The sequence below is a fragment of the Erythrobacter longus genome (assembly GCF_000715015.1).
Classification (GTDB): Bacteria; Pseudomonadota; Alphaproteobacteria; order Sphingomonadales; family Sphingomonadaceae; genus Erythrobacter; species Erythrobacter longus.
Window position 1 is genome coordinate 95,609 of sequence record NZ_JMIW01000002.1, and the last position, 15,174, is coordinate 110,782.

Here is a 15,174-nt window from a genome sequence, read left to right on the forward strand (position 1 = left end):
ACGCGGCTAACGCGCAATGGTGGGCACGCGCTTCGCCGGATTCTTTGCCAATCTGTGTGAATCATATTGAACGACAGGTGAAGGACGTGCGGGCCAATCACTTCCCTTCCATCGCCCCCCAGTAGAGCGCGCGGTATGCCTGGGTCATGGTTTGCGCGTCGAAATGGGTGCGCGCCTTGTCCCGGTTTTGTTTACCCAGCTCACGGCGCAGGCCATCGTCACTGGCAAAATCGGACAATATCTGCCCCAAGGGTTCAGCCCCGCCAGCGGGCACAATGAACGGGCGGTTTGCGTCTGACACCATTGCCTTCACATCGCCCACATCAGGCGCAGCGACCGGCAGGCCTGCCGCCATGGCTTCGACAACGCTAAGCGGGAATTGTTCGCTCTTCGAAGAAAGGGCGAAGACATCGAACAGGCCGATGACCTGCGCAGGGTTCGGGTGTGCGCCGGGTAAATGCACGCGGGTGCTGATCGAAAACCGCTGTGCCGCCGCCTCAATGGCACCCCGCTCCGGCCCTTCGCCAAGGATCACAAGGTGCCAGTTTTCGGGAAGGCCCGCAAAAGCCTCCACCAACATCGGCAACCCCTTGACCGCGCGAAGGCCCGCAAGCGTGCCGACCCAGCGCTCCCCTTCCCGCTTTTGCAAGGGCAAGGACGAGGGCAAGGACGAGGGCAAGGACGAGGGCAAGGACGAGGGCAAGGACGAGGGCAAGGACGAGGGATCGGGCGCATTGGCAAAGGCTTGGGTGTCGATCCCATTGGCAATGCGGTGCACTTTGGCTGCGGGCTGTTTCCACACGCGAAGGGCAATCTGTTCCAGAACGCTGCTGGGCACGACAAGGCTGCGCGCAGTTCGCAGCGCAATCCGGCGCATCCAATTGCGGCTGGATTTAAGACCATGCGCCTCGTCTTCGTTAAAGCCATCCTCATGATGGATAAGCGGGGGCAGCCCCATGGCTTTGGCAAATATCCGGTGCGCCAGAACGCCGTCCATTGCGCCCCAATTGTAGGTGAGCACGAGATCAAACGGCTTCATCGCTTTAGCCAGAGCGGCGAGCCTTCCCGGAGCCAGCCGCCCGGTAAGCGATGGAAAATCAACGGGAAAATCCACTTTGAGCGATGGATCAATCGCCCCGCGCGCCGCCATCTGCTGGGGCATCCCAGATACAACAGTATGATGGAGCGCATCGCCAAACGCGTTCATCAAGCTTACCGCGCGTAGCTCCTTTCCACCGGCGGCAAAGGTCGAATGCAGGTGCAGGACTTTGGGCGGGCGGGTCGATTGCGTCATCGAGGAAGGCGCGTCACACCGTCGCCAAAAGCGCCTCGATAGCGCTCAAAGCTTCTGGCTCATTGAGCATCGGGGCATGGCCGACATTTGGCACAGTCACTTGCGTCATGGCGGGGTTGCGCTTGCCCATTTCGGCGACGGTTTGGGGCGACAAAAGGTCGGACAAGGCCCCGCGCACCAGCACCATGGGCACGCCTTTCAGCGCATCGAACGCGGGCCACAGATCGGCGGGCGCTGCGTTACCGGGCTGTTTGAACGGTTCGGCGATGGCCATGTCATAGTCATAGCTGACCCGCCCGTTTTGGCTGACCACCATGGTGCGCTTGGCCATTTCGATCCATGCTTCAAGGTCGTATCCGGGAAACGCCTCCCCATGCACAGACGCCATTGAGCGCGCGGCGTGGATCCATGTGGGATAGCTGCGCCCCTGGCCGACATATCCGCCGATCCGATCAAGGCCCGCGGTTTCGATCTGGGGACCGATATCGTTCATCACCACCGCGACAAGCCGCCCCGGTTTTGCAGCGGCCAACATCATCGTCATCAACCCGCCCATCGATGTCCCGATGGAGATAAACCGATCAATCCCCTCTTGTTTCAGAAGAAGTTCGACATCGGCGACATATTGCGCAGGGTTATAGGTAGAGCTGTCGGGTGCATAATCGCTTTGCCCCCGGCCGCGCATTTCGGGCACGATCACCCGCCGCGTTTTGGCGATATGCTGTGCCAATTCGGCAAAATCACGCGAATTGCGGGTAAGGCCGTGCATACACAGCACCGGAGGACCATCATAGCCTTGAGGCCCCGCATAATCGCGAAAGTATAGGGTCAGCCCGTCCGCGCTGGTCCAGCTTTTGTCTTGATAAGGTGTGGCCATGGAGGCTTTGCAAATTCCTGTGGTTTAAGCAGCGCTTGCGCCGCGCCTTGTTCGCCCCCACTATCACCCCATGAGCGACGAACCGCAAGCAGCGATCTATCACCCGGACCCCAAAATCAATGCCCTTGCCGATTGGCTGGGAGCCAAGGTCGAGGCGGCAGATTTCCCTGAGGCGAAAATCCGGTTCCGCAATGACCGGGCAGCGGCCAGCGTGGGGCTGGACACGTTAAGCGATGAGGAATGGGCGCAGCATTTTGGCCGGTTTGCCCCGCTTAAAGGCAATCTGCCCTCCCCACTCGCGCTCAAATATCACGGCCACCAGTTTCGCGTTTACAACCCGGAAATCGGTGATGGGCGCGGGTTTTTGTTTGCACAAATGCGCGGGGGCGATGGCCGCCTGTTGGACCTTGGCACCAAGGGGTCTGGCACGACGCCATTTTCAAGAGCGGGCGATGGGCGACTGACATTGAAAGGCGGCGTGCGCGAGATATTGGCAACCGAAATGCTCGAAGCCCTTGGCGTCAACACATCGAAGACTTTCTCGATCATCGAAACGGGCGAGAATCTGTGGCGCGATGACGAGCCTTCGCCCACGCGCTCAGCGGTCATGGTGCGATTGTCGCATTCGCACATCCGCATCGGCACGTTTCAACGCCTGATGGCGCATGAGGAAGCCGACCATATGGAGGCGCTTGTGGCCTATTGCCTTGAGCATTTTCCCGGTCCCCCACCACCAGAAGATGCGCCCGATCGCGACAATCCGGCGGTCATATTGCTCCACAATGTGGTCGAACGCCTCGCGGACCTCGCCGCAAGCTATATGGTCGCAGGGTTCGTCCACGGCGTGCTCAACACCGACAATATGAATGTAACGGGCGAGAGTTTTGACTATGGCCCGTGGCGCTGGCTGCCGGAATGGGAACCGGGCTTTACCGCTGCCTATTTCGACCATTCCGGCCTATACGCCTTTGGCCGGCAGCCTGAGGCGCTGCACTGGAATTGCGGGCAATTGGCGATCGCCTTGCGCCTTATGTCCGAAAGCGCGCCCCTGATCGCGGCGATGGAACGGTTTGGCCCGCTCTACATGGAAGCGGTCGCGCGGCGATGGTGCTGGCGGCTTGGTATTGAACCGCGCGGGGCAGAACACGATGCGCAGATGGTTTCGCTATGCGAGAAAACCATGCGCGACAATAAAGCACAGCCCGATGCGTTTTTCTTCGAAGCGCGCAAAATCCTCAATGGGATCAAAAGCGATCAGCAAAGCCCGCTTACCGGTGAACTTGCGCAATTGCTAAAATCCTATTCGCTTACCGACAGCTCGCACGATTATTGGAGCGATGATGCCCCCCAAACCATGCTGATCGAAGAAGTTGAGGATATCTGGGCCGCGATTGACCGTGATGATGATTGGGCACCGCTCCACAACAAAGTCACAGCGCTTCGCCGGATGGGAGAGGCGCACGGCAACCCTCCACTCGCGCAAGGTCATATTTTACAACAGGTGAGTTAACCTTACCGCCAAATTCATACTACTTGCACAATGTTGGCGTTACCGACATGATTCGAAAAACTTTTCCCGAAACATTTGTGCTCACAGATACGAAGACAAAGAAGAGCGATGGCTAAAGCAGACACAGAGCTGGTATCCTACGCTCCGGCAACGGGTGAGGAAATCTGGCGTGGTGAAATCGATGATGTGGACGACGCCGTCAGCCGCTCGCGCCGCGCCTGGCCTGCGTGGGCGGCCAAAGCGCAAGGTCAGCGGATCGAGCTTGCCCGCCGCTTTGCCAATGAAGTGCGCACAGACGCAGAAAAAATCGCAACCCTTATCGCCAATGAAACCGGCAAACCCATGTGGGAGGCCCGCACCGAAGTCGAAGCGGTGGTCGCAAAAGTCGATATCTCGGTTCAAGCCTATGCCGAACGCACCGGGCGCAGCAGGCACGACAGCGCGCTGCAGGGCACTTCGGCGTTAAGGCACAAACCGCACGGCGTTATGTCAGTGCTTGGCCCTTACAATTTCCCAGCCCACCTGCCTAACGGCCACATGGTTCCAGCGCTTATCGCGGGCAATACGGTGATCTTCAAACCGTCCGAAAAAACCCCGGCGGTCGCCATGGCCCTGCTTGAATGCTGGAAGCGCTGCGGGATGCCAGAAGACGTGGTGCAGGTCGTGATCGGCGGACCTGACGAGGGTAAGGCGCTCGTTGCGCACCCCGGCGTTGATGGCGTGCTTTTCACAGGCTCTGCTCAGGCAGGGATTGCGATCAATCGCAAGCTTGCGGCCAATCCGGGCAAAATCGTCGCGCTGGAAATGGGCGGCAACAACCCGCTTGTTGTGACCAATACACCGCTGATCAAGGACGCCTGCGCTCTCATCCTGCAAAGCGCGTTTACCACCTCTGGCCAACGCTGCACCGCTGCGCGCCGGTTGATTGTCGTCGAAAGCATGTATGACAAGCTGATGGCCGAACTTTTGCCGCTTGCGCGCAAGCTTTTGGTGGACGAACCGTTTGCTGATCCTCAACCCTTTATGGGTCCAGTGATCGACAATGCCGCAGCCGACGGCATCACCGACAGCTTCGTTGCATTGATGACGGAAGGGGGTAAGCCATTGCTGCCAATGCGTCGCATAAAACCGGACGAACCCTTTGTAACACCCGGCATAATCGACACGACCAATGTTCCGGACCGGCCTGATATTGAACTGTTTGGTCCTTTGCTTCAGGTCATCCGCGTGCCCGATCTGGACGCTGGTATCGCAGAGGCGAACAACACGCGCTTTGGCCTTTCGGCGTCGCTTATCGGGGGGTCGCCTGATGACTATGGCCGGTTCTGGGCGAACACGCGCGCTGGCATCATCAATTGGAACCGGCCCACCAATGGCGCGTCATCATCGGCACCCTTTGGCGGAATTGGCCTTTCTGGAAACCACCGGCCTTCCGCCTTTTATGCCGCCGATTATTGCGCATATCCTGTTGCCAGCACCGAGATGGAGCAACCACGCGCCAGCATCGCGATTGGCGTCAAGGAATAGAGGTTTGGGTTTTGAGGCTCTCGCACCTCGGCACTGAAATGGCTTAGCGGATCCAGTGGATCACATCCACTTCGGTCAAACCGCGCGGCCCTTCGCGCCCATGCACCTCCAGCCTTTCGTCACGCCATTCGCCGCGAAGCTGGGCTTCTGGCGATTTGATGTGTTCAACGATAAAGCCTTCGCGCGATGCTTTGGTAAAGTGATATTCAAGCGCGTCCTGAACCCCCACAGGGGTGTGATACCGCACCACTCGCACAACGCAGCGATTGGTGTCAGCGCCCGCCGCCTGTTGCACCATTCCATGCGGCATTACGGCAGAAGTTTCAGGCATTTGCGTCGACCATAGCAGACTTGCATCCATGCTCTTGATACAATCCGTGCGGCCTCCCACCGCCTTGATGATGTCGCCTGCATTGGACAATGCGCCCAGCGATACGGCGTTCTCGCTTTCAACCGGCAAAGGCAGATTTTCGACCTGCCCACCGCTCAGCAACTGGAGACGCGCCGCCTCACGGGCCCGCGATGCTGCCTCTTCATTTTTCCCGATCGGAGGCAACGGGTGGCTGTCGTGAAACGCGATCACCGCATTGGCCTGATTGCGCGAGGCAAGGTCAGGGTCAGTCATAAGCGGATCGTTCAGCGCCCGCGCCAGAATGGGGTCTTGCGCCAAAACCGCGTTCGAATACGCCTGTTCGCCCGCGATCCCGTTCTGCGTTTCTCCGCAAGCTGTCAGAGCGCCAAGCGCCAGAAACGGTGCGGCGCAGAAAAATGGCCCGTTCAAAAGGGAGCCACTAAAGAATGTGGTGGGAATTGGGCGGTTCGTCATGCCTGCCCTTTTGCCAGCCAAATGGTTAATTTTGGCTAAGTATAATCCTGAAGATCTGTCCTGAGTGCGCAGTTTACCCTGTTTTGTGCACGGCATGTTTCCGGCCTGAACGTGAAAACGCCCTCATACCCCGAAAGGATATGAAGGCGCCTTCCACGGCTGGTGGTTGCCGCGCCCGGGCCGGTGGTGGAATTGGCCCAAGAATGGGAGGAGCGCGGGGGAATATTCAAGGCGCGCGCCTCAATATGCGTTCATCTTTAAGGTGGCGAAGCTGAATGAAGTGCGAGCACATGGTTAGCTCGCATTCATCTTGGCGAGCGCCAGCGGCAGCTTTCGCGAGTTTGGGCGCAAACACTGTCGCTTGCGCGTGGTCCTTTGCACGCTTAGGGGGCAGCTCTCATGTCCGACAACACACCCCCTCAGCAACAGCCATCCGGCCTGCCCGCAGCGCTTGGCGCTTATACGATCTGGGGTATCTTACCGGTCTACATCATGCTTTTTTCCAGCGTGCCGCCGGTCGAGTTTGTAGGCTGGCGGATCATCTGGACGCTGCCCTTGTGCCTTATCATCGTCGCGTTCCGCCGCCAGTTTGGCGAAATTGCCCGCGCATTCGCCGCCCCGCGCATGATGCTTGCCCTTTTGGCGAGCGCGATCCTTATTGCGATCAATTGGTTCGTCTACACCTGGGCGATCATGCAAAATCAGGTCTATGCCGCCAGCCTTGGCTATTATCTGAACCCGCTTCTGAACGTGCTTTTGGGCACGCTTTTGTTGGGAGAGCGCCTCAGCAAACTGCAGTGGCTAGCCGTCGCGATTGCCGCATTGGCCGTGGCGATCTTGTCAGCAGGCGCGATCACCACGCTATGGATCAGCCTTACTCTTGCGATGAGCTTTGGCCTTTATGGCGTTGTGCGCAAACAGTTGGATGTAGGCGCCTTGCCGGGCCTCACGATTGAAACGATGATACTTGTTCCCGTCGCTGTTGGCATTGTCCTTTGGTACGGCTTTACGCCTGAAGGCTCCGCTTTTGGCCGCGATTTGCAAGTCAGCGGGCTGCTCGTCATCTCTGGCGTGGTGACGGCTGTCCCGCTTCTGCTGTTTGCGATTGCGGCGCGGCGTATGCCCTATTCGACGCTTGGCTTTATCCAGTTTCTCGCGCCTACACTGGTGTTCTTGCAAGGGCTCTTCATCTTCGGTCAGCAATTGCGCACCGTTCAGCTTGGCAGCTTCCTGCTCATCTGGACAGCGATTGCGATCTTTGTCGCGGACCTCTTGTGGCGGACCCGCAAGGCAAGGCTGGCGCGAGCTTAGCCCACAAATTTCCAGCCAATGGTCTGGCCGCCGTGCCACGGGACGATTGAAGAGCCAGCCAGAGCCAATTCTTCGGGTACGTCCACTTGCGTGCGTTCGAGGGTTACGGTCTCTTCATGCACCGGCAGGCCGTAAAAGGCCGGACCGTGAAGCGAGGCGAAGCCTTCAAACTTGTCGAGTGCGCCCTCTTCATCGAACACGGTGAGATAGCTTTCGAGCGCATAAGGCGCGCCGAAAATCCCTGCACAGCCGCATGAGCTTTCCTTGTCGTGTTTGAAATGCGGCGCTGAATCGGTGCCAAGGAAGAACTTAGGGCTCCCCGATGTCGCCGCCTTGCGAAGCGCCAATCGGTGCGTCTCGCGCTTGGCCACAGGCAGGCAGTAATTATGCGGCTGAATACCGCCCACCAGCATCGCATTGCGATTGATATGGAGATGCTGCGGGGTGATTGTCGCGCCCACATTGGGTCCGGACTCGAGCACAAAGTCGACCGCATCGCTGGTGGTGATGTGTTCAAACACAATCTTGAGATCGGGGAAATTGGCGACGATATCGCGCAAATACCGCTCGATAAATTCGGCCTCGCGGTCGAAGACATCAATGTCGGGGCTGGTCACTTCGCCGTGGATGCAAAAGACGATGCCCTCATCGCTCATCCGCTGGAGCACCGGGTAAATCTTGCGCACATCGGTGACGCCATGGGCTGAATTGGTGGTGGCATTGGCGGGGTAGAGTTTGGCGGCGGTGAAAACGCCCTCCTTGGCTCCGCGCACCAGATCGTCTGCGTCGGTGTCATCGGTGAGATAACAAACCATCAATGGTTCAAAATCCACGCCCTTGGGCACAGCTGCCACAATCCGGTCGCGGTAATCGGCTGCCATTTGCGCGGTTGTCACAGGCGGGGTGAGGTTAGGCATCACAATCGCCCGGCCAAATTGGCGAGCGGTGTAAGGTACAACGCCGCGCATCACGTCTCCATCGCGGAAATGGAGGTGCCAATCATCGGGGCGGCGGATCGTGATAGTGTCAGTCATAGGTCAAGCGCATAACGGGGTGCGCGGGGGCTTTCCACCTTTCATTCACGCGCTTAAAGCGCTCATCCATGACCACTATCGGATTCCTCGCCTGCGAGACCACCCTTCCCGGCTCCCAAAACCGGCGCGAAGACGCGTTTGAACACGACCTTATGGTCGAAGCGATTACGCCCGCTTTTGCCAGACGAGGTTGGACATTCAAGGTCATCGACTGGGAAGCGCCGATGGAGGCGTTTGCAGACGTGGACCTCGTGATGATCGGTTCTTCATGGAATTACTGGGACAAGGTTGATGCGTTTCTGACAAAGCTTGAGGCGCTTGCGAAGACCGGCATCACGGTTTGCAATTCACCCGAAGTCGCGCGTTGGAACATCCGCAAGACCTATCTTGGCGAGTTGGAGCAAAGGGGCGCCCGCACGATCCCGACGCTTTGGCTTGATGCGCTGACCGCTGATGATGCAGCGGCGGCGATGGATCAATTTGGCTGCGATAAACTGGTGGTCAAACGCCAGATTGGCGCAGGCGCGGAAGGGCAGGAAATGCTGGAGCGGGGCCAAGTCTCTGATGATTGGCGCTACACCCACAAAGCCATGGTGCAACCCTTCCTTCCCGCCATTGCGCAGTCGGGCGAACTCAGCTTCCTGTTCTTTGGCGGCGTGTTCAGCCACTGCGTGCAAAAGCTGCCCAAGGACGGCGATTATCGCATCCAATCGCTTTATGGCGGCCGCGAGGTCACCCATGAACCAAGCGCGCAAGAAATCGCTCAAGCCGCTGCGATCATCGAGGCTCTGCCCTTTGCGCCTCCGCTTTATGCGCGCATTGATATGCTCGAAGGGGAGGATGCAAAGCTGATGGTCATGGAAGCCGAGCTTATCGAACCCTATCTCTATCCTGAGCAAGGGCCCAATATGGGTGAAAGCCTTGCCCAAGCGATTGCGAAGGAACTGGATTTATGAGCGCCACCTGGCTGAAATCACGCAAGCTTATTCGGATGCACGCCGAAGAAGCGGGCGAGGATGTGCGCGCCTTCCTGCAGGGGCTCGTCACCAATGATGTGAGCGGCGATCTGCCCGTCTACGCCGCGCTGTTGTCGGCGCAAGGCAAGGCCATGTTCGACTTTTTCGTGTGGGCTGATGGTGATGATGTCCTCATCGATTGCGAGGCCGCAGTGGCCGATGACTTGGCAAAACGCCTCTCGCTTTATCGCCTGCGCCGCAAGATCGCGATTGAGCGCGACGAGAGCCGCTTTGTCCATTGGTCGCCAGAACCCGCCGCTGGTGCAGCCCCTGACCCGCGCCTCGCCGCATTGGGGTACCGCTGGATTTCACCTGTTGCCGATGCCGATACGGCCGACGAGCTTTACCTTGCCCACCGCCTCTCGCTGGGCGTGCCCGAAGGTAGCGCGGAGCTTGGCGACATTCTGTGGCTCGAAACCAATGCGGTCGAGCTATCGGGCGTAAGCTTCGAAAAAGGCTGTTATATTGGTCAGGAAAACACCGCGCGCATGAACTGGCGGCAGAAGGTCAACCGGCGGCTTGTGGTGGTGCCGTTGGAGCATTCACAAGAGAAACGTCGCAAGGCCGCGTATCCAGAGCTTGGCCTGGCGATTGACCATTTGCGCGTTGCCGACCTTGACCCCTCCACCCTACCCGAATGGCAAGCCGCCGGGATTAGCGAGTAGCTTTCTCACCGTAATGGACAGCCATTGACGCCTCCAGATTGGCCGACGCCCGGTCGCGGGCCGCATCGCGCGGCAGGCCCAGAGACTTTGCCAAAGCCGCCCCGATCAACGCATCTCCCAGCGCCAGCAGCACGAGGCTGAGCGTGTCCTTGTGAACATGCAACGGGTCGTCCGCATGATGCTGAGCTTCTTCGGGCGCGATCTCGTCGACCAACTCGTGGATTGTGCTGATAATCGGATTGAGCGCATCCTCATTGCCCGTCAGCAGCATCCATGATGTGAGCGCGCCCGCCCCTTCGCGGTCGAAGGCATCAAAGGCGAGGTCCACCACCTCGCGCGCCGATCCGAGGCCTGCGCGGCTTGCCCGGACAGCCTCAATGATCGTCTCGCACACTGTCTTGGCCAAATGCTCGGCCAGCGCCTTTTGCAGACCGGATGCCGAACCGAAATGGTGGAGCAAATTGGCGTGTGTGCGCCCGATGCGCGAGGCCACAGCCTTTAGCGTCACCGATTGCGGTCCGGTTTCGATCAACAAAGCGCGCGCCGCCTCTAGGGCAGATTTGCGGGATTCTTCAGGGCTTAATCGTTTGCGACCAGTCATCGTCAAACGATCTAGGGGAATTCCCCTGCACGCTCAAGGCGCAGCGTGGCGCGTTGAGCATACAGGGGAGCATACAGGGGAGCTCTAATCAGGCGGCCTTACTGTCCGAATTGCCAGATGCAGTTGCAAGCTCAAGCGCATATTCCGCTGTCATCGCGGCCTCGCCCCGGCCACACGAATGGCGCTCAATCACGCGGCCAGTGGGCTCGAAACCAAGCTTTCGAAGCACCGTGCCCGACGCCGGATTGTCGAGAAAGTGCGAGCCGTAAACGCGCGGATAGCCAAGTGCTTCAGCGATAGAGAGCACAGCCCTGCCCGCCTCTGTGGCAAAGCCTTTGCCCCAATGCTGGCGCGCGATCCAATAGCCGATCTCGACCGCGCCGGGATATTCACGGCCAGAAGAATCAGAGACATGAGCATCAAGGCCAATACAGCCCACAACATGTCCATTGCACGCCGTCGTGATCAGAAAACGCGGTTCGTTGGGCGCAGGTACGCGCGAGGCAAAATCGCGCGCGTCTTGCTTTGAATATGGCCAGGGCGCGCGGGCAAGATTGCGTACGACACCTTCATCCGCAATGCCGCCATAGACGGCTTGCCAATCTTCGGGCCAAATCGGTCTCAGCAATAAACGTTCGCTGCGATGGAACACGGGTTCGTTTCCTCTCTTGCCAGACAAGGTCGCCCCTAAGCGACCTAGATGACAGATTGTTTGCACCTGACCAGCCAAATCCGGTGAAGTGCGCCAAAAACTCGAGAGGGAGAAACGACAAGAGGGAGTTGGGCTCCCCGTAATCGGGGTGGCCCTTCTCCCTCTAGAGTGCCGAATGTTTCATCGGCCAGGACCGCCCCAGTTCCCTTTCGGGTGGACGATCCTTTTTTTGAACCGTCCGCTTATTCAGCCGCTTCCGCAATGGCGTCGACAGACACGTATTTGCGAGCTTGCTTACCGGTGTGGAATCGGACCACGCCATGCTCGAGCGCAAATAGGGTGTGGTCTTTGCCCATACCCACGTTCTCGCCCGGATAGAATTTGGTGCCGCGCTGACGCACGAGGATATTGCCGGCGACGACAGCCTCGCTACCGAACTTTTTCACACCAAGGCGGCGACCAACTGAGTCGCGACCGTTACGTGATGAACCACCTGCTTTTTTATGTGCCATCGGTCCTGATCCTTACTTCTTGTCGGCCTTAGGAGCCGCTGTTTTTGCCGGTGCCTTTTTGGCGGGCGCTTTCTTCGCAGCTGGCTTTTTCTCAGCTGCTGCCTTTGGAGCTGCTTTCTTTGCCGGAGCCTTCTTGGCTGGCGCTGCTTTTGCTTCGGTGTCTGCGTCCTTCTTAGGAGCAGCCGCTTTCTTGGCAGGAGCCTTCTTAGCGCCAGCGCCAACATCAGTGATGCGCAGAAGCGTCATTTGCTGACGGTGACCAGCCTTGCGGCGGTAGTTGTGACGGCGACGCTTTTTGAAAACGACAACCTTTTCGCTCTTGGCTTGAGCAATGATCTCTGCCGAAACGGTCACTTTGCTTGCGTCAGCAACAGTGTCGCCTTCGCCAGCGAGCAGAACGTCGCCCAAAGTGATGGTGTCACCGGCTTCTCCGGCGAGCTTTTCAACGGCAATTTTGTCTCCAGCGGCAACCCGATATTGCTTGCCGCCAGTGCGCACTATCGCGAACATGGCTAAATACTCTCGTTTCTTTAAACTGTCCGATCAGGAGCGAAACTTTCACGCCCACCGGACCACCCAAACACAGCGTTTGGAAAAGCGCAGCCGGAAAAGCCGCGCCAGAAGGAAGCGTGCCGGTAAGGGAACGGGGCGTTTGAGTCAACGCTCCTTTTCATCGAAAATACTACAAATTGCAGGTTTGCAGCGTATTTGCGCAGCGCTTTGTGCGTGGTAGAGCACGGGCAGGATCATGAAACACACTCTCGCAATTCTTTGCCGTCCCCATTTTTGTATGGCCACCCTCATAGGGTTCTCGCTTGCAGGATGCGCTTCGGCTGATGGGCGTTACCCTTCGCTTGCCGTGCGCGATGCGGAGCGGGTGCAGGGCAGTTTCGAGCCCGCACCAACGGACCAGAACGCCGCCACAGGGACAATTAACCCCGAAACACTCGACGCGCCGTTCAAACGCGCAAGCGATGCCCATGCACGCTTTACAGCGATGCAACCCGAGGTTCGCGCTCTTGTCTCTGCATCGCGGGGCCTTAGCCGGGAAAACGACAGGCGCGCGCGCGCGCTTGTTGGCTTTGCGACGCTAACCTCGCTGCGATCACAGACCGCGCTTGCGCTCTCGGACCTCGACCTGTTGGAAGTGAACGCGGCCACCGGGTTTGAACGCACACGGGAAATTCGCGATTTCCAGAACGCAGTCCTGAGAATGATCACGCAGCAAGACGCCGCTCTCGATTCGCTTAATGAGGCCATGAAACAATGAACCAGATGTGCGCCACTTGCCCGGTAAAAGAATCCGCAGCCTGCGCCGTTTTGAGCGAGGAAGAACGCGACGCTTTGGCAGCAGCGGGCCGGACGCGGGTCCTCAAACGCGGTGAGATGCTGTTTGCAGCGGGCGATGATGAAGCGGCGTGCGCTACGCTTGTTTCAGGCGCGCTCAAGATCAGTGCCTTCGATGCAGAAGGCAATGAGCAGATTTTGAGCCTGGTGCACCCGGCCGGGTTTATCGGTGAATTGTTCAGCCCCTTTGCCCATCACGATGTGGTCGCTTTGACAGAAAGCCAGCTGTGCACTTTTGCGCGCAAGGATATCGAGCGTGCAATCGACGATTACCCTGCTCTCGCGCGCGCCCTGCTGAAACGCTCTCAAGAAGACTTACTTGCGACCCGCAACCTGTTGGAACTGACCGCGCACGCCACAGCCGAAGCCCGGCTTGCCGCCCTGCTCCACGATTTTGCGAGCGCCGCAAGCGATGCCTCATGCCACATCGCGAGCCATTTTGAACTTCCTCTCACCCGTGGGGAAATCGCCAATATGCTGGGTCTGACGATTGAAACCGTCAGCCGCAAGCTGGGCGAGCTTGAAGAAATGGGAGCGATTGCGCGCAAAGGAAAGCGCGGGATCGACATTGCCGACCCCGCGCTGTTGAGGGATATTTCAGGCCGATAGGATCCCGCCGACGCCCTTGGGGCAAAACGATCCCGCTTGGCTTGCACCATCAGTTTCGCCCCCAATTTCGCCTCCAAATTCTGCCACTTAGACTTTCGCCAAAGGTGTGCTCACGACACGATGGCGGCAATAGTCACTGCGGCAATCCCCCAGAACACTAGCAAAATTGGCAAAACCAGCACTTGAATCGCAGCTTCTGCCGGTGCGAGTGGGCCGGTGTTGGTCATGATCCCTTTGTTTTCAAATTCGCCCCAGGTCATGGCCTTGCTGTCATTGCCTTTGAGCTGTGTGAAGATGGCCGGCACGCCGAACGCTGCGATGATAAAGCCTGCAAAGATCACCATCGGGATAACCAGAACCGGGTTGATGAAGGCAATCGCCATAATCGCGATAAAGCCAAGGTAAGCGCCAACAGTGACGAGATAGAGCCTGTTGGGAAGGCCAAAGCTGCGATCTACGACAGGCGCATTTTTAGCGGCGGGCGCTGCAACGATGCGGGCCTTGCCTTGCTCGATTTGCGTTTGGATTTGCTTGCTCACTGCTGATCTCCTTTGTTGAAAGGAGAATTAGCGGGGCGCGAAAAGGCGTACCTTGACCCAGATCAAACTAGCCCGGTTTTTTAGGGTCAGGGCCCCTTATCCCAACGCGCCAGATCGGCATAGTCATCCTCGCGCGGCTCAATCCAGTGCCAGCCATCGGCGCGTTTCTCGCGTTTCCAGAACCATGCAGCGGCTTTCAAATGGTCCATGCAAAAATCGACCGCATCAATTGCGCCTCGGCGGTGACGGGCAGCAGCCGATACAAGCACAATGGGCTCGCCCACGCGCAGCTTGCCCACCCGGTGGACCATGAGAAGGCCCATAAGGTCAAACCGTGCGATAGCCTCATCAGCGAGGGCCTCCATTCCCGGCAGAGTTAGCGGTTCGTAGTGGGAGAGTTCGAGCGCCTCAACGCCCCAATCATCTTTGGTGCCTTGGCCCTCGCCTTGGCCCTCGCCTTGTCCCTCGCCTTGCCCGTCTTTATTGGGCCGTACCTCGCCAACGAATGTGCAGACCCCGCCAAGACCGGGGTTTGCCTGTGTGAACGGGCCGACAAACGCGCCGGGGATGAATGGCTCGGTGAGGAGGCGGACGTCCTTCACACCTGCCTAGCCCCCGCTCACAGGCGGAAGTAGGGCGACCTCATCGCCGTCCTTGGCGTTGAGCGCGGTCTTGTCGGCAAGCACGCGGCCATCGCAGGCGATGTTAACGCGCTCTTGGGTGAGTTGGTCAGCTACGTCTGAGCCGACCACCTCCAGCAGCCCCGCCCAATCAAGCGGCGCTTCGACGTCTTTACTCTCGGCTCCGGCCATATCGGCAAGCGGCCCCAGAAACAGGATTGTGACTGCCATTTT

At 58.6% G+C, this 15,174-nt stretch carries 18 protein-coding genes; 7 read left to right on the plus strand and 11 right to left on the minus strand.

Features of this window, described 5'->3' with window-relative positions; all coding sequences use genetic code 11:
* Positions 1–97: 97 nt before the first annotated feature.
* Entirely contained in the window at positions 98–1,294 is a 1,197-nt protein-coding gene (locus tag EH31_RS06380) for a glycosyltransferase (protein WP_034959244.1), read from the minus strand.
* A gap of 13 nt (positions 1,295–1,307) precedes the next feature.
* Positions 1,308–2,171, minus strand: a complete 864-nt coding sequence (locus EH31_RS06385) for an alpha/beta fold hydrolase (RefSeq protein WP_034959245.1) — start codon at positions 2,169–2,171, stop codon at positions 1,308–1,310.
* A 70-nt stretch (positions 2,172–2,241) separates the two neighbouring features.
* Between EH31_RS06385 and EH31_RS06390 the strand changes: the two genes are divergently transcribed.
* On the plus strand, positions 2,242–3,681 hold the full coding sequence (locus EH31_RS06390; protein ID WP_034959246.1) for a protein adenylyltransferase SelO family protein: 1,440 nt from the start codon (positions 2,242–2,244) through the stop codon (positions 3,679–3,681).
* Positions 3,682–3,789: 108 nt separating this feature from the next.
* Positions 3,790–5,208 (plus strand): succinylglutamate-semialdehyde dehydrogenase, encoded by a 1,419-nt coding sequence (astD, locus tag EH31_RS06395; protein WP_034959248.1) that lies wholly within the window; start codon positions 3,790–3,792, stop codon positions 5,206–5,208.
* A gap of 43 nt (positions 5,209–5,251) precedes the next feature.
* On the opposite strand, the gene EH31_RS06400 is transcribed toward astD, so the two are convergent.
* Entirely contained in the window at positions 5,252–6,034 is a 783-nt protein-coding gene (locus EH31_RS06400; protein ID WP_034959249.1) for a hypothetical protein, read from the minus strand.
* 399 nt (positions 6,035–6,433) lie between these two features.
* Here EH31_RS06400 and rarD point away from each other — a divergent pair, with 399 nt between their 5' ends.
* Positions 6,434–7,345 (plus strand): EamA family transporter RarD, encoded by a 912-nt coding sequence (gene rarD, locus EH31_RS06405; protein WP_034959250.1) that lies wholly within the window; start codon positions 6,434–6,436, stop codon positions 7,343–7,345.
* On the opposite strand, the gene pyrC is transcribed toward rarD, so the two are convergent.
* Positions 7,342–8,379: a dihydroorotase gene (pyrC, locus tag EH31_RS06410; protein WP_034959251.1), complete on the minus strand. Its 1,038-nt coding sequence runs from the start codon at positions 8,377–8,379 to the stop codon at positions 7,342–7,344. The two genes, rarD and pyrC, sit on opposite strands and share 4 nt — an antisense overlap.
* Positions 8,380–8,447: 68 nt before the next feature.
* Here pyrC and EH31_RS06415 point away from each other — a divergent pair, with 68 nt between their 5' ends.
* Both EH31_RS06415 and ygfZ read left to right on the plus strand, forming a co-directional pair.
* Positions 8,448–9,335, plus strand: a complete 888-nt coding sequence (locus EH31_RS06415) for an ATP-grasp domain-containing protein (protein WP_034959252.1) — start codon at positions 8,448–8,450, stop codon at positions 9,333–9,335.
* Positions 9,332–10,060, plus strand: a complete 729-nt coding sequence (gene ygfZ / locus EH31_RS06420; RefSeq protein ID WP_034959253.1) for a CAF17-like 4Fe-4S cluster assembly/insertion protein YgfZ — start codon at positions 9,332–9,334, stop codon at positions 10,058–10,060. Before EH31_RS06415 ends, ygfZ begins: the two co-directional genes overlap by 4 nt.
* Here the strand turns inward: ygfZ and EH31_RS06425 are convergent.
* From EH31_RS06425 to rplU, 4 genes are all read right to left on the minus strand, one after another.
* Complete coding sequence (locus EH31_RS06425; RefSeq protein ID WP_034959254.1) at positions 10,050–10,661, minus strand: TetR/AcrR family transcriptional regulator; 612 nt, start codon at positions 10,659–10,661, stop codon at positions 10,050–10,052. The two genes, ygfZ and EH31_RS06425, sit on opposite strands and share 11 nt — an antisense overlap.
* Before the next feature lie 88 nt (positions 10,662–10,749).
* Entirely contained in the window at positions 10,750–11,313 is a 564-nt protein-coding gene (locus EH31_RS06430) for a GNAT family N-acetyltransferase (protein ID WP_034959256.1), read from the minus strand.
* 242 nt (positions 11,314–11,555) lie between these two features.
* The gene (gene rpmA / locus EH31_RS06435) at positions 11,556–11,825 is read right to left on the minus strand and encodes a 50S ribosomal protein L27 (RefSeq protein ID WP_034959257.1); all 270 of its coding nucleotides are present in this window, start codon (positions 11,823–11,825) and stop codon (positions 11,556–11,558) included.
* A gap of 12 nt (positions 11,826–11,837) precedes the next feature.
* On the minus strand, positions 11,838–12,335 hold the full coding sequence (gene rplU, locus EH31_RS06440; RefSeq protein ID WP_034959258.1) for a 50S ribosomal protein L21: 498 nt from the start codon (positions 12,333–12,335) through the stop codon (positions 11,838–11,840).
* A gap of 280 nt (positions 12,336–12,615) precedes the next feature.
* Between rplU and EH31_RS06445 the strand changes: the two genes are divergently transcribed.
* Both EH31_RS06445 and EH31_RS06450 read left to right on the plus strand, forming a co-directional pair.
* Positions 12,616–13,095, plus strand: coding sequence for a hypothetical protein (locus tag EH31_RS06445; RefSeq protein ID WP_034959259.1), 480 nt, complete (start codon positions 12,616–12,618; stop codon positions 13,093–13,095).
* Positions 13,092–13,781 carry a Crp/Fnr family transcriptional regulator gene (locus EH31_RS06450; protein ID WP_034959260.1) on the plus strand — a complete coding sequence of 230 codons (690 nt, stop codon included), beginning with the start codon at positions 13,092–13,094 and terminating at the stop codon, positions 13,779–13,781. Before EH31_RS06445 ends, EH31_RS06450 begins: the two co-directional genes overlap by 4 nt.
* 110 nt (positions 13,782–13,891) lie before the next feature.
* Here EH31_RS06450 and EH31_RS06455 read toward each other — a convergent pair whose 3' ends face one another.
* From EH31_RS06455 to EH31_RS06465, 3 genes are all read right to left on the minus strand, one after another.
* Positions 13,892–14,320 carry a hypothetical protein gene (locus tag EH31_RS06455; protein ID WP_034959262.1) on the minus strand — a complete coding sequence of 143 codons (429 nt, stop codon included), beginning with the start codon at positions 14,318–14,320 and terminating at the stop codon, positions 13,892–13,894.
* An 86-nt stretch (positions 14,321–14,406) separates the two neighbouring features.
* Positions 14,407–14,922 (minus strand): molybdenum cofactor biosynthesis protein MoaE, encoded by a 516-nt coding sequence (locus EH31_RS06460; RefSeq protein ID WP_034959263.1) that lies wholly within the window; start codon positions 14,920–14,922, stop codon positions 14,407–14,409.
* A 6-nt stretch (positions 14,923–14,928) separates the two neighbouring features.
* Positions 14,929–15,171 (minus strand): MoaD/ThiS family protein, encoded by a 243-nt coding sequence (locus tag EH31_RS06465; protein ID WP_034959264.1) that lies wholly within the window; start codon positions 15,169–15,171, stop codon positions 14,929–14,931.
* Positions 15,172–15,174: the final 3 nt, after the last annotated feature.